This window comes from Sphingopyxis jiangsuensis, from assembly GCF_016734905.1.
In the GTDB taxonomy this organism is placed as follows: Bacteria; Pseudomonadota; Alphaproteobacteria; order Sphingomonadales; family Sphingomonadaceae; genus Sphingopyxis; species Sphingopyxis jiangsuensis.
Map to the genome: position 1 here is coordinate 787,592 of NZ_JAERPO010000001.1, position 14,539 is coordinate 802,130.

General features: G+C 65.7%; 11 protein-coding genes and 1 tRNA gene. 7 read left to right on the forward strand and 5 right to left on the reverse strand.

The annotated features are described in order from the left end of the window. The first annotated feature begins 3 nt into the window (after positions 1-3). The 6 genes from mreC (at position 4) to JI743_RS03955 (ending at position 5,915) form a co-directional block, all read left to right on the forward strand. A complete protein-coding gene (gene mreC, locus JI743_RS03930; protein WP_201926125.1) occupies positions 4-918 on the forward strand; it encodes a rod shape-determining protein MreC in 915 nt (304 codons plus the stop codon). Continuing rightward, positions 915-1,436, forward strand: a complete 522-nt coding sequence (locus JI743_RS03935) for a rod shape-determining protein MreD (protein WP_201926127.1) — start codon at positions 915-917, stop codon at positions 1,434-1,436. The genes mreC and JI743_RS03935 overlap by 4 nt, the downstream gene beginning before the upstream one ends. Positions 1,437-1,442: 6 nt before the next feature. After that, positions 1,443-3,350 carry a penicillin-binding protein 2 gene (mrdA, locus tag JI743_RS03940; RefSeq protein WP_201926129.1) on the forward strand — a complete coding sequence of 636 codons (1,908 nt, stop codon included), beginning with the start codon at positions 1,443-1,445 and terminating at the stop codon, positions 3,348-3,350. Next, positions 3,347-4,453 (forward strand): rod shape-determining protein RodA, encoded by a 1,107-nt coding sequence (rodA, locus tag JI743_RS03945; RefSeq protein WP_201926131.1) that lies wholly within the window; start codon positions 3,347-3,349, stop codon positions 4,451-4,453. The genes mrdA and rodA overlap by 4 nt, the downstream gene beginning before the upstream one ends. 112 nt (positions 4,454-4,565) lie before the next feature. Beyond that, positions 4,566-4,641, forward strand: a tRNA-Lys gene (locus tag JI743_RS03950). Between the two features lie 395 nt (positions 4,642-5,036). Further along, positions 5,037-5,915, forward strand: a complete 879-nt coding sequence (locus tag JI743_RS03955) for a glucosamine kinase nucleotide-binding domain-containing protein (protein ID WP_201926134.1) — start codon at positions 5,037-5,039, stop codon at positions 5,913-5,915. 34 nt (positions 5,916-5,949) lie between these two features. Here the strand turns inward: JI743_RS03955 and nagA are convergent, their stop codons facing one another. Together nagA and JI743_RS03965 are read right to left on the reverse strand one after the other, a co-directional pair. After that, positions 5,950-7,089 (reverse strand): N-acetylglucosamine-6-phosphate deacetylase, encoded by a 1,140-nt coding sequence (gene nagA, locus JI743_RS03960; RefSeq protein ID WP_201926136.1) that lies wholly within the window; start codon positions 7,087-7,089, stop codon positions 5,950-5,952. Beyond that, the gene (locus JI743_RS03965; RefSeq protein ID WP_236659679.1) at positions 7,086-8,141 is read right to left on the reverse strand and encodes an SIS domain-containing protein; all 1,056 of its coding nucleotides are present in this window, start codon (positions 8,139-8,141) and stop codon (positions 7,086-7,088) included. The genes nagA and JI743_RS03965 overlap by 4 nt, the downstream gene beginning before the upstream one ends. Before the next feature lie 53 nt (positions 8,142-8,194). Between JI743_RS03965 and JI743_RS03970 the strand changes: the two genes are divergently transcribed. Then, on the forward strand, positions 8,195-9,592 hold the full coding sequence (locus JI743_RS03970) for an FAD-binding oxidoreductase (protein ID WP_201926138.1): 1,398 nt from the start codon (positions 8,195-8,197) through the stop codon (positions 9,590-9,592). Between the two features lies 1 nt (position 9,593). On the opposite strand, the gene JI743_RS03975 is transcribed toward JI743_RS03970, so the two are convergent. The 3 genes from JI743_RS03975 to JI743_RS03985 form a co-directional block, all read right to left on the reverse strand. Beyond that, complete coding sequence (locus JI743_RS03975) at positions 9,594-10,325, reverse strand: GntR family transcriptional regulator (protein WP_201926139.1); 732 nt, start codon at positions 10,323-10,325, stop codon at positions 9,594-9,596. Next, on the reverse strand, positions 10,322-11,218 hold the full coding sequence (locus JI743_RS03980) for an N-acetylmuramic acid 6-phosphate etherase (protein WP_201926140.1): 897 nt from the start codon (positions 11,216-11,218) through the stop codon (positions 10,322-10,324). The genes JI743_RS03975 and JI743_RS03980 overlap by 4 nt, the downstream gene beginning before the upstream one ends. Positions 11,219-11,440: 222 nt before the next feature. Next, positions 11,441-14,293 (reverse strand): TonB-dependent receptor plug domain-containing protein, encoded by a 2,853-nt coding sequence (locus JI743_RS03985; protein ID WP_201926142.1) that lies wholly within the window; start codon positions 14,291-14,293, stop codon positions 11,441-11,443. Positions 14,294-14,539 lie beyond the last annotated feature (246 nt).

Consider the following 14,539-nt stretch of genomic DNA (forward strand, 5'->3'; position numbering starts at 1 on the left):
TCCATGACCCGCCCGGCACATCGGCGTCCGGGGCAATCCCGCAAGGCGCAAACGAGCCTGTTTATCGCTTATGTCATCGCGGTCACCGGCGCGGTGGCCGGGCTGCTGCTTGCCATTTTGTCGGTCCTCGATCCCGTGGGCTTCGCCCAGCTTCGCGTTGCGAGCCACGAGGTGACGGCGCCCGTCGCGCGCGTGTCGCGGTCGGTGATCGGATCGATCTCGGGCGTCGATGACGCCGTTTCGGCCTATGTCAAAGCCGGGTCGCAAAACCGCCGCCTGCGCAAGCAGCTCAACGACACGCGCCGCCAGCTTGTCGCCACTAGCGCGCTGCAGGAAGAAAACCGGCAACTGAAGGCGCTGCTCAAGCTCCAGCAGACCGACCGCGCCGCACTCGCCAACGGCTATCTGCTCACCTCGACCTCGACGAGCAGCAAGCGCATCGCGCTGCTCAGCATCGGGCGCAACCTGGGCGTGCAGGCCGGGCAGCCGGTGCGCGGCGCCGACGGGCTGATCGGACGCGTGCTCAGCAGCGGCCCCTCGGTTTCGCAGGTGCTGCTGCTCACCGACGTTGACAATATCGTCCCCGTCCGCCGCGCACGCGACGGCCTGCCCGCGCTGTCGTCGGGACGCGGCAACGGCGACCTCGACATCCGCACGCTCAACATTGCCAACAACCCGTTCAAGCCGGGCGACATTCTCGTCACATCGGGAACGGGCGGCCTCTATCCGCCCAATATCCCGGTCGCGATCATCGTGCGGCGTCAGGACGATGGCGCGCTCGCCCGTCCGCTCGCCGACCCCGGAAAGGTCGACGCGGTTTCAGTGCTGCGTCCCTATACGCCCGACAATATCGAGGCACGCCCGGCGATATCGACCGCGCCCGCCGCGCCCGTGCCTGCGCGTCCCGCCCCGCAATGAACCGGAAGGGCCCGCGCCTTGGCGAGCCGGCGTCGCTATGGCGGATGCGGCTTGTCCCCATCGCCAGCGTCATGGTCGCATCGGCGCTGCCGCTGATGTTGCCGCTGATCGCCAATTCGCCGGTGCTGCCGCCGCTGGGGCTGTTGCTTTTCCTCTGCTGGCAATTGCTGCGCACCGAAATGTGGCCGGTGTGGATCGGCCTGCCGCTCGGCCTGTGGGACGATTTGTTCAGCGGCGCGCCGATCGGCACCGCTGTCGCCTTGTGGACATTTGCCAGCCTTGCCATCCATTATGTCGAACAGCGCATCTATTGGCGCGGCTTTTATCACGACTGGGCCATCGGAGCGGGGCTTGTGGCGGCAATCCAGGCGCTCGCCGCGCTGATCACCCACCCGCAGGCCGATGCAGTGCGCGTGCTCAGTCTCGTGGTGCCGCAGATCGTGCTCTCGGCGCTTCTCGTTCCGCTCTTCCTCCGCCTGACGGGCATGTTTGACAATTTCCGCCTGAAACGTCGATAGTTCCCTATGCTCGGCAAGCGCCCGCCCATCACCGAAGCCTGGAGGGGGTTCACCTTCACGCGCCGCACCCTGCTGGTCGGCGGCGGACAAATGGTCGTGGGCGCGGCGCTTGCCGCGCGGCTCGGCTATATTTCGATCATCGACAAAGACCGTTATGTCCTTGAATCGGAAAGCAATCGCGTCAACCTGACGCTCATTCCGCCGCGGCGCGGCTGGATCGTCGACCGCAACGGCAAGGCGCTCGCGAACAACCGCGTGTCGCTGCGCATCGACATCATTCCCGACCGCCTGCACGACAAGGAACTGGTTCTCGGCCGGTTGCAGACGCTGTTGCGCCTCGACGGCGATACGATGGAACGCATCAACCGCGACCTCAAGGCAGCGTCGGGGTATCAGCCTGTCGCAGTCGCCGAGGACATGACCGAGGCCGAATATTCGTCGGTGCTCGTCCGCCTGCCCGACCTGCCCGGAATCGCGCCGCAGCGCGGCTTTGCGCGCAACTATCCGACCGGCGCGGCGGTGGGTCACCTGATCGGCTATGTCGGCACCCCCAATGCCGAGGAATATGAAAAAGCCAAGGACCCGCTCTACATCACGCCGGGCTACAAGATCGGCAAGGACGGGCTCGAGAAATATTTCCAGGAGATGCTGAAGGGCAAACCAGGCGCCAAACGCGTCGAGGTCACCGCTCGCGGCAAGGTCATCCGCGAACTGAGCACGCAGCCCGACGTGCAGGGAAAGACCGTCCATCTGACCATCGACGCCGACCTGCAGGAATTTGCTGCGCGGCGTATGGGGCGCGAATCGGGGGCGGCTGTCGTCATCGATTGCCTGAACGGCGACATATTGGCCTTTGTGTCGATGCCGAGTTTCGATCCGAACAGCTTTTCGGACGGCATCAGCACCAACGAATATGCGTGGCTGCGCGCCGACGATCACCAGCCGCTGATCAACAAGGCGACGCGCGGGCTGTACCCGCCCGGATCGACGCTCAAGCCGATGGCGGCCATCGCGGCGGTCGAGCATGGCGTCGACCCGAGCGAACGCCACACCTGCGTCGGCGGGTACCGGCTTGGTCGGCGCTTTTTCCGATGCCTGGGCACGCACGGCAGCATCGACATGCCGACCGCAATCATGAAAAGCTGCAACAGCTATTTCTATTGGCTCGCACACCGGCTTGGCTACGACGCGTTCGCGCCGACGGCGAAGTTGCTGGGCCTCGGCGAAGAATTTCAGCTTGCCGGAAGCAACCAGCGGTACGGGACGATCCCCGACAGCGCGTGGAAGCTGCGCAAATATGATCAGGCGTGGACCGCGTCGGACTCGCTGAACGCAATCATCGGCCAGGGCTATGTCAGCGTGAATCCGCTGCAACTTGCGGTGATGTCGGCGCGCATCGCGTCGGGTCGGCGGCTTTATCCGCGGCTGATCAACCGCCAGTTCAAGAATGAACCCCTGCCCTTTTCGCCCGAGGCGCTTGCCATCGCGCGGCTCGGCATGGACCTTGTCGTGAACGGCGCCGGAACCGCGGTGCGCAGCCGCCTGCCGCTCGACGGCATCACGATGGGCGGCAAGACGGGGACGGCGCAGGTGCGCGGCCTCGCGTCGGGTTCGCGCGGCCAGAGCGGCGCGTGGAAATATCGCGACCACGGCCTGTTCGTCTGTTTCGCGCCGGTCGAGAACCCGCGCTACGCCGCCTCGGTGGTCATCGAGCATGGCATGGGTGGCTCGCGCGCCGCCGCGCCGGTCGCAAAGGACATCTTCACCTTCCTCTATGACCGCGAAAAGGCGATGGAGGCGCTCGACACGTTCGAGGCGGGTTGGGGCGGCACGATCAAGGACCGGATGGACCGCGACTATGCCGCGTGGAAGGCGGGTGCGAGTACCGGACCCGATCCGGAGGCGGCGCAATGATCCCCGTCCCGCCCGCAGTCCAACGCTTCCCGTGGAAACTCATCGCGCTGCTGTGCGCGATCGCCGGGTTTGGCCTGCTCGTCCTCTATTCGGCCGCGGGCGGCAATTGGTCGCCGTGGGCGTGGCAACAGGGTGTGCGTTTTCTGGTGTTCCTGGGCGGCGCGCTGGTTCTCGGTCGCCTGCCGCTGCGATTGTTCGAGAATTTCTCCTACCTCGCCTATATCGGCGTCGTCATCCTCCTCGTCGCCGTCGAAGCATTGGGGTTTGCGGGCGGCGGCAGCCAGCGATGGCTCAATCTGGGCTTCATGAACCTTCAACCGTCGGAGCTGATGAAGGTAGCGATCGTCCTCGCGCTCGCGCGCTTCTACGCGCAATTGCCGCCGGGCGAGACGCGCAGCTGGACGGCCTTATGGCCCGCGCTGCTGCTCATCGGCATCCCCGCGGGACTCGTGATGCTCCAGCCCGACCTCGGCACCGCGCTCGCGATCAGCGCGAGCGGGGTGATCGTGATGTTCGTATCGGGGCTTCCCTTCTGGTGGTTCGCCAGCGCGGTCGCCGCGGGCGCCGCTGCGGTGCCGGTGCTCTTCTCCTTCCTCCACGACTATCAGCAAAAGCGCATCCTGATCTTCCTGGACCCCGAAAGCGATCCGCTCGGCGCGGGATATCACATCACCCAGTCGAAGATCGCGATCGGTTCGGGCGGCGTCGGCGGCAAGGGCTTCCTCAATGGCTCGCAAAGCCACCTCGACTATCTGCCCGAGGGGCATACCGACTTCATCTTCTCGACGATGGTGGAAGAGTGGGGATTGATCGGCGGCCTTGCGCTGCTGTTCGCCTTTTTCCTGTTGCTGCGCTGGTCGACCCGCGTCGCGCTCCGCGCGCGCGCGCGCTACGGCCAACTCGTCGCCGCCGGCCTCACGATGACGATATTTTTCTATATCGCGATCAACCTGATGATGGTGATGGGACTCGCGCCGGTGGTCGGCATCCCGCTCCCGCTCTTTTCCTATGGCGGATCGTCGATGCTGACGATCATGACGTGCATCGGCATCATTCTCGCGATCGAAACCGACAGCAAAACGGGAACGCGCCGCCTTCATTGAGAAAAAATTGTGCACCGGGGATTGCCAAGCCCGCGACGCCATGATAGCGGCCCGCTCTCTTCGCAGCGCAGGAGGAATTTCCTCCCGCAAAGCGCGCCGAAATCCGGCATGTGGACGCATAGCTCAGTTGGTAGAGCAGCTGACTCTTAATCAGCGGGTCCTAGGTTCGAGCCCTAGTGCGTCCACCATTTTTCCCCATGAAACTGGCCGCTTGTGTGCAGAGCGCGTAGAGCCTTTGTGGTCAGTATTCGGGCTCATAAGCCGATCATAAGCTTCGTCGCCGGACCCGTGCGAGATCTTGTTGCCCTTCTGTTCCATATCCGCAATGGTGCTTGGGGATCGTAGGGACGCAATCAGAGCAATGGAGTTTGGTCAGGAAGTAGTTGCTTGGCTTCCGCTTGGCGTTCGCGAGTTTTGACCATCCATCCTTTGACAGTCGCGGGGAGCCGCAAGGCGCGCCATTTGGTGCTGGACATTCGGTTGCACAGGAAATACCAATAAGATACCAATTGTTGCAGGAGCACGACGGCGACTCCCTTGAAGGAATTGCCCGTCGCCGACTGCCCCAGCAAAGGACGGCCGTATGACATTCTACCTCGGCGTGGACGCGGGCGGAACGGCGAGCAAGTCGCGGCTGGTCGACCAGGACGGGCGCGTCCTGGGGTCTGGCAAGGCGGGTCCGGCGAATGCGCGCATCGGGCTCGACAAGCTGCATGGCACGCTGCTCGACGTCTGTTTCCAGGCCCTGCGCGAAGGCGGGGTCGATGAAAGCCTTTATGGCACCGTGCGCGTCGGCATGGGCATTGCGGGCATCAACCGCATGGGGATGAAGCAGCAGCTTCAGCTGCTCGAATTCCCCTTCGCGCATGTCCAGCTCACGAGCGATTCGATGATCGCCAATCTGGGGGCGCACCGCGGTGCCGACGGCGCCATCCTGATCATCGGCACCGGCAGCGTCGGGCTCGTCAAGCGCGGCGAGGACAGTTTCAGCATCGGCGGCTATGGCTTTCCCATTTCGGACGAAGGGAGCGGTGCCGCGCTGGGGCTTAGCGCGATCCGTCACGCGCTTCGTGCGCTCGACGGAAGGACGCGCCCGACGCCGCTCAGCCAGGCGGTGACCCAGCAATTCGACCATGCGATCCCCAAGGTCATCGCGTGGATGGACGACGCCGCCCCCGGCGACTACGCAAGCTTTGCGCCGCTCGTGATGGACTATGCCGAAACCGGCGACGAAATTGCGCTGTCGATCGTGCGCGACGCGGCCCAGCATGTCGAACGCTTCATCGAGACGATCCTTGCCAAGGGGGCGACGCGCTGCGTGCTGATGGGGGGGCTTGCCGAACGCATCAAGCCGTGGCTGCGCGCGCGCATCGTCGAAAAGCTCGACGAGCCGCTCGGCGACGCGCTCGACGGGGCGCTTCTCTTTGCAGGCTTGCCGATCGCGACCGCCGCGCGCGGCTGATACCCGAAAACAAAAGACGCCTAGGGTCAGGACCCTAGTCGGTCGCGCCGCCGATCCAGCAGCGCAGCGGTGCAAGATCGCGGTCGAGCAGCACCAGATCGGCGCGCAGCCCCTGAGCAATGCGCCCGCGCTGTGCCCCCAAACCCAGAAATTCGGCTGGGGTCGCGCTCGCCATTCGCGACGCGTCGGCAAGGTCGAGCTGCATCAGCGTGACCGCGCCGCGCACCGCCGCCGCCATGTCGAGCGCCGACCCTGCCAGCGTGCCGTCGGCTGCACGTAGCGCGCCGTCCTGTTCGCGGATCAGCGTCGATCCGAGCATGAAATGGTCGCGGCGGGTGCCGACCGTCGCCATCGCGTCGGTGACGAGCATCAACTCGCCCGCGCCCTTCGCGCGAAAGGCGGCGCGCAGCGATGCCGGATGGACATGGTGCCCGTCGACGATCAGCCCGCAGACAAGATCGCTGTCGAGCGCCGCCCCGACGACGCCGGGGGCGCGGCTGTCGAGTCCCGTCATCGCGTTGAACAAATGGGTCACGCCGCGCATCCCCTCGTCGCGCGCGCGCATCATGTCGTCATAGCTCGCGAGCGTATGCCCCGCGGCGACGATAACGCCCGCATCGACGAGGCGGCGGATCAGTCCCGCGGGGGCAAGCTCTGGCGCCAGCGTGACGAGCGTGCGCCCGCCGCGGAGCGACGACAGCAAAGTTACCGCTTCTTCGTCGAGCCGGCGAAACTTGGTCGCATCATGGATGCCGCGCTTGCCCTCGTTGAGGAACGGGCCCTCGATATGGATTCCCGCAACGCCCGGAACCCCCGCGGCGATCGCCGCCTCGACCGCCGCGATCGCGCGCTCGATGGTCGCCACATCGTCGCTGATCAGCGTGGGGAGCAGCGTGGTCGTCCCGAACCGGCGGTGCGCGGCCGCGATCGTCGCTATCGTCTCAACCGTCGGCGCATCGTTGAACAGCACCCCGCCGCCGCCATTGACCTGCGTGTCGACAAAGCCGGGGAGCAGCAAACCCTTGGAAAAGCGCTCGACCTCCAGGTCGCCGGGGAGCGCCCCGACCGGCAGCACCGCCTCGATTGCCGCGTCGCGCACGATAACGGCGTGCTCGCGCCGCCAACCGTCGGCGGCAAGGATCAGCGGCGCGGCGATGGCGAAGCGCGCGCTCATCGCGTTTTCGTCACCTTCGCAAGACTTGGCGGGCGGTCGGGGTCGAGCCCGCGCATGAGCGAAAGGCGGTTGGCGAAGCGATAGAAGGATTGGATCATTGCAATCGGTGCGGTGGCAGGATGCAGCCCGGCAGCGACGGGCAATGGATGGGTCGAGGCAAAGCCCTCGCCAGCGACCGCAATGTCGGCCCCGCGCGCGGCAAAGTCGGCAAGCAACGCATCGGCGCCCGCGCGCGCTTCGTCGAGCGGCGGAAAGACAAGCAGCGGAAAGCCCGGCCCGACGAGCGCCATCGGCCCGTGCGCGACTTCGGCGAGGCTGAAGGCTTCGCCATGGATCGCGCAGCATTCCTTGAACTTGAGCGCCGCCTCGGCCGCTACGCCGAGCGTGAGGCCGCGCCCGAGCACAAACAGGTTTCGCGCCGACGCAAAGGCCTGCGGTATCTCCCACTCGGCGCGCCAGGCCGCTTCGAGATCGTCGGGAAGCCGTTCGAGCGCATCGAGCAGGTCGCGCTGATCCGCCCAGGCGGCGACAAGATCAACGAGCGCGGCGAGCGTCGCGATATAGCTTTTGGTCGCGGCCACGCTGGTTTCGGGTCCAGCGTGGAGCGGGACGACCGCATCGACCGCGGCCGCCAGCGGCGAGGCGGCATCGTTGACGAGCGCGACGGTAAGGGCGCCCGCGCGCCGCGCCGCCTCGGCTGAGAGAAGCAGGTCGGGGCTGCGGCCCGACTGCGAGATGAGCAACAGCACTTGTCCCGCCAGCCCCGGCATCAGGGACTGGTAGAGCGAGGCAAGCGACGGCGCATAGGAGGCGACCGGAATGCCCAGCCGCGTTTCGATCAGATATTTGGCGAAGGTCGCCGCATGGTCCGAACTTCCGCGCGCGCAGGTGAGCAGCAGCGACGGCTTCCGCGCCGCAAGCGCGCGCGCAAGGTCCGCCACCGCCGCGCGGTTTTCGGCGCGCTGGCGACGCACCGCCGCCCCCGCTTCGGCGGCTTCGCGGAACATCAGCGTATCCTGCACGCCGGTCATGTCGGCTTTGCTCGATTCCATAATACCTTTATAATACCAATTTACCGCGTCCTGCAAGGCTGCTATACAGGGCCATGATCGACGCCAGCCCTATTGCCGAGCGTTTCGGACCGCGCCTCCTGACCCGCCCGGCGGCGCTCGCCGCCTATGCGCAGAGCGAGGGGCATCATTGCTATCCTCCGCCGGCGCTCGCCGTACAGCCCGAGAGCATCGAGGAGGTTCAGGCACTCGTCCGCTTTGCCGCAGCCCAAGGCCTTTCGGTCATCGGCTATGGCGCCGGAACCTCGCTCGAAGGCAATGCCGCGCCGGTGGGGGCGAATTGCCTGATCGTCGATTTTGCCCGCATGAACCGGATCGTCGCGGTGCATCCCGAAGATCTTCTCTGCGTCGTCGAGCCCGGTGTGACGCGCGAGCAGCTCAACACCGACCTTCGGGCGACGGGGCTGTTCTTTCCGGTCGATCCCGGCGCGAATGCGTCGATCGGAGGGATGATCTCGACCCGCGCCTCGGGAACGACGACCGTCCGCTATGGCAGCGTGCGCGACAATGTCCTCGCGCTGAAGGTCGTCGGCGCTGACGGCGAACTGATCACCACGGGGGGTCATGCACGCAAATCGGCCGCAGGCTATGACCTCACGCACCTGTTCACCGGGGCCGAGGGCACGCTTGGCCTCGTCGTCGAAGCGAGCCTTCGGCTCCACGGTCAGCCCGAGCATATCCTTGCCGCCACCTGGGATTTCGGGAGCGTCGGCGGCGCGGTCGACACGGTAATCGCGACGATCCAGTCGGGCGTGCCGATTGCGCGGATGGAATTGCTCGACGAGGTCGCGATCCGTGCATGCAATGCGCAAAGCGCACTGGGTCTTGTCGAACGGCCGACCCTGTTCCTCGAATTTCACGGGTCCGAAGCCGCCGTGCGCGACCAGCTTGAACTCGTCCGCGCCATCGGGGCGGGCGGCGGCGGCGGCACCCTCGATTTTGCATCGGACACTGACAGCCGCAACCGGCTGTGGCGCGCGCGGCACCAGATGCTGTGGGCGACGCGCGCGATGGTCGCAGGCGGCGTGACCTGGACGACCGACGTGTGCATCCCGATCTCGCACCTCGCCGACGCAATCGGGCGCGCAAAAGCCGCCATCGAGGACGCAGGATTATTCGCGCCCGTCCTCGGCCACGTCGGCGACGGCAATTTCCACGTCATCTTTGCCCTCCATCCCGACGATACCGAAAGCTGGGACAAGGCGCGGCAGGTCAATGCGGCGATGGTCGACCACGCGCTGTCGGTCGGCGGCACCTGCACCGGCGAGCATGGCATCGGGCTCGGCAAGCGCGAGGCGCTGCTGCGCGAACATGGCGCGCCAGCGATCGCGGCGATGCGACGGATCAAGCAGGCGCTCGACCCGCACGGCCTGTTCAATCCGGGGAAAATCTTCCTCGACGACGCGGCGATCGACGACCGGCAGCGCGCCTGACCTAGGGTAGCCGCAACTCGCTGACAAAGTCGAAGCGGTCGCCGCGATAGGCTGAACGGGTCAACTCGACCGGGCGCCCGTCGGCACGGCGCGTGATCCGTTCGATGCGCAGAATTTCGCTATGCTCGGCAATCGTCAAAAGACCCGCTTCGGTCGGGCCAGCGAGTGCCGCGCGGATACGCTGACGCCCGTTGACGGGTCGGTTTCCACTGCTTTCGAGCGCACGGTAAAGCGAACTGTCCACCGCATCGAGCGCAGGCAGCATGTCGGCCGGAACGGTCGCATTCTCAACCGCGAGCGGTTCGCCGCCCGCAAGGCGAACGCGGCTCAGGCGAATGACGGGCGCGCCGGCGGCGATTTCGAGCAGTTGCGCCTCATCCTCCGACGCCTGGCCGCGCGATTTCATGATCCAGATCGTGTCGCTTTCGGCTCCGCGCGCTTCGGCGTCCTCGCTAAAGCTGCTGAGCTGCGACCCCGGCGCTTCGATGCGCTCGGTGACGAAGGTGCCCGATCCCTGGCGGCGCGTGAGCAGACCTTCGTCGGTGAGCTGCTCGATCGCCTTGCGCACCGTGACGCGCGACGCGCCAAGAATATCGCACAGGTCGCGTTCCGAGGGCAGCGCCTCTCCCGGTCCGATCTCATGCTCGAAAATTTTGCGGCGCAGCGTCGCGGCGAGCTGGAGGTAGAGCGGCGTGCTCGCGAAGGAGGCTTCGGGTTCGGCCGCTTCGCTCATTCGGCCTCGCCTCCCGAAGCCGCGATAGCGCGTGCGAGAATGCCGTCATGCGCGGCGAGCAACGCCTCGGCGTCGCGCGGCGGCAGGCCGCGGGCCACCAGTACCGCGCGCTTGATGTCGCGCCCCGCGCGCTCGAGCGCATCGGCCGCCGCATCGGCACCGCAGCCCGCGAGCGTCGCAACGATCCCGCGCGCGCGCTGGAGCAACTTGTCGTTCGAAATGACCATGTCGACCATCAACCCGCGATAAACGCGCCCGAGGCGGAGCATGATCGCGGTCGACAAAAGGTTGGCAATGGTTTTCTGCGCCGTCCCCGCCTTCATGCGTGTCGACCCGGCGACGAGCTCGGCACCGGTTGCGGCGAGGACGGGAAATTCTGCCGCTTCGAGCAAGGGGGTGTCCGGATTGTTGGCGACGCCGATGGTCAGCGCGCCCGCAGCGCGCGCGGCTTCGACGACCGCGACCGTGAAGGGCGTACGCCCGCTCGCCGCAATTGCGATTACCACATCCCCGGGTCCGATTGCGGCATCGTGCACGCGGCGTCGCGCATCGTCCGCATCGTCCTCGGCGCCCTCGGCGCTGTCCGCGAGCGCGGTCATCCCGCCTGCCATCAGATAGACGAGCCGGTCGGCGGGCCAGTTGAACGTCGGGCCCAATTCGACGCCGTCCTGTACCGCGATCCGCCCCGAGGTGCCCGCGCCTGCATAGACGAGGCGCCCCGAGCGCCCGAGCCGCGCCGCCGCGGCGTCGGCCGCCGCGGCAATTGCCGCCGCCTGTCCGCGGATTGCCTCGACCGCAGCGACCTGTCCGTCGAGCATCGCCTCGACCGCACGCTCGGTCGGCCAGCGGTCGATATCGATAAAATCGGGATTGCGTGTTTCGGTGTCGGTCATTCGAGCCCCTGCCTCGACCGGCGGCGCATGACGCGCCGCCGTTGCGGGTGGCCGGCGGGCGCCGCCGCGCCGCTCTCGCACGGCGCAGCAACGGTGCCGACCCTATCATGGGCTACACCGCCCCGCCGCCAATTACAATACCACCCTAATACCATTGCGCCAAAAGAAAGGGCGGAGCGCATGAAAGCGCCCCGCCCGAGTCATTCCAGCAAACGAAAGTCCTTACCGCGTCTTGAACCGGACGCCGACGCGGAAGCTGCGGCCGAGAAGATCGCTGAAGGTCGAGTTGGCCGACAGACCGGTTTCGGGAAGCAGGATCGGGTCCTTGTCGAACAGATTGGTGATGTTCACGAAGAACTGGCCGTCCGCTTTGCCGATGCCGAGCTTCGCGGTGAAGTTCAGGTCGGTGTAGAAGGTCCCGTTGATATGGTTGCGGTTGATCGTCGGCGCCGCGGCGGTGCTGGTCGGGCAGCCCGAGGTGCAGACGATGAAGGTGTTGTTATATTTGCCCGAGCTGACGCCGCGGCCGACAACCGACACCGAATAATCGGGCGTGTCGAACGTGGCCGAGGTGCGGAAGATCCAGTTCGGCGTACCGCTCGTCTGACCGCTGTTCTGGCCGACCGTGTCGACGGGCGTCGAGACGCCGTTGTCGACCAGATTTTCCAGATAGTTGGTCGCGGTCCCGCGCAGGAACAGGTTGCCCGATTCCCCGATAGGCAGGCGATAGCTCGCTTCATAGTCGATGCCGCGGACCTTGACCTTGGCGAAGTTGAAGGGACTTGCCGAGACAAGGAAGTCGCGCACGCCGCTCGGATCGGGAACGATGGCGGCGCAGAAGTCCTGCCGTCCTTCGAAGCAGCGTTGCGCGATGCTGTCCGCAAAGAATTGCGCGATCGCATCCTTCACGTTGATCCGGAAATAGTCGACCGAGAAGGAGAGGCCGGGCACGAAGCGCGGACGCAGGATCGCGCCAACGCTGAGCGTGTCAGCCTTTTCCGGGTCGAGGTTCAGGTTGCCCGTCGTGATCTCCTGATAATTCCTCCCCGCATAGGTCGGGCCGACGAGCGCCGCATTGGTCGTGAAGGTATTGGTCCGCGACGTTCCCGACTGATAGAGTTCGTTGAGGTTGGGCGCGCGGATGTCGCGCGACAGCGTGCCGCGCAGACGGATATCGTCGATCGGCTGCCAGGTGAGACCCGTTTTCCAGGTCGTGACATAGCCCGAGGTCGAATAGTCGGTGGCACGCACCGCACCGTTGAATTCGGCACCGAGGCCCAGCGGGACAACCGTTTCGAGATAGGCTTCCTTGACGTTGTAGCTGCCGAAGGTCGGACGATAGTTGCCGACCGACCAGCCCGACTGGAATTCGGTCGGAACGAAGCCCGAAACCTCTTCCTTGCGATACTCGGCGCCGATCGCGACGCTGACGTCGCCCGCCCAGGTGGCAAAGGGTGTCATCGACAGGTTGAGCCCCGCGACCGTCTGTTTGAACTTCTGGTCGCGATAGGGATCGCCGAGCACCCAGTCGATTGCCGCCGGGTTGCCGACGCCGATGCCGAGCCGGTTGAGCGGGATACAGCCGTTGGTCGGGTTGGTCAGCGACGAGCGGCAAACGATCGTCCCCGCGGGGACGCCGAGCGCATTGCCGGCGGGCGCGAACACTGCGTCGGTCGCCTGCGCCATCCGCGTATTGTTCATGATGTCGCGGATCTGTTCGTGCGCGTCGGTCTGGCCATATTGGAAATAGCCGTCCCAGATCGCGCGATTGCCGAACATCTCAAACTCGCCGCCCGCGCCGATGGTATAGCGCTGGACCTCGCGCGTGCTGTTGTTCTTGCGATAGGGAAGGTCGGCCGCCGACGTGCCGAGCGTGACCGAAGTGACGCCGGCCAGTTGCGCCGGGGTAAGCGCCTGCTGCAGATAGGCGTTATCGGCGGTGAGCGTGAAGGTCGCTGCCTGCGGCCCCGAGTTGAACAGCGTGCGGTTCCAGTTGTACGACGCCTGCGCGAACAGCGTGAGCCAATCAGCGAATTCATAGCTGACGCGGCCGAATACGCCGCGGCGGTCATCCGTGGCGTCGAGACCGATGCGCCGCGACTGATCGTTGAGTTCCCAGTCGCCGCCCACCGTCTGCGATCCGTCGGTCAGGCTGCCGAACTGATATTGCTTGGCGACGCCGCCCTGATCGAAATAGACGCCGCGCAGCGAGCTGCCGCCGCCGACCTGCGAGCGAATCACGCCGCCCGGGAGGGTGTTCCAGGTGCCCGCGCCGTGAACGACGAGGCTGGCAGGCTCGCCGTTCGTCGGCGTGTAATTGGGATTGGCGATCGTACGAAAACCAAGCTGGTTCCATTCGCGATCGACCTGGAAAATGCCGTCGCGGTGCGAATATTCGGCAGCGAGCAGCACGCGCGCACGGCCGTCGGCAAATGCGAGACCTGCGGCGCCCGAGAAGCTGTAGTTAAAGCCGTCGCCTTCGTCGGTGATGCCGCTGTCGGCTTCGAGCTTGAGCCCTTCATATTCCTTGTCGAGGACATAGTTGATGACACCCGCGACCGCGTCCGAGCCATAGGCCGCCGAGGCGCCGCCAGTCACGATTTCGACGCTCTTCACCAGCGATTGCGGGAAAGTGTTGATGTCGACGAGGCCGGTAATCGTCGAGCCGACCGAGCGGCGACCGTCGAGCAGGACCAGCGTGCGCACTTCACCGAGGTTGCGCAGGTTCATCGTGTTGATGCCCGCGAGGCCCGAGCTGATGGCGAGGCGCGAGTTCGAGGGGCGGGTGCTGCCTGCAAGCGCGGGAACCTGGTTGACGAAGTCGGCGATGTTGTTCGTCGGCGACTGGTTCTGGATGTCTTCCTGGGTAAGGACGGTGAGCGGCGTCGGCGACTGGAAGCCGTCGCGAACGACGCGCGTGCCGGTGACGACGATCTGGTCGGCGCGAACCTCGTCGTCGGCCGGGGCCGACTGCGCCATCGCGGGAAGTGCCTGTGTGAGCGCGATAGCACTCGCCGCCGCGGTGAAGGCGACCCGACGACCGGCCGTGCGATGATGGTTTCGAATGTCACGCATATTCATGCCCCCTCATTATCGAGACCGCCGCCCATCCTGGACGATCCGGCCCCTGCTGGCTCCAGCACGGTCATAACGCTGCGTTCGCTGCGACATGGCCCCGCCATTTATGTCCATCCCAATATTGCGACTGGCTTGCCGGGCCTCTCAAGGCGCGGCGACGTCGCATTTCGTGACAGGGAGGTTACAGGGCGACGAATGCGGGTCAACCGATATGGTATTAACTTGGTTATATGGAGGTATAGC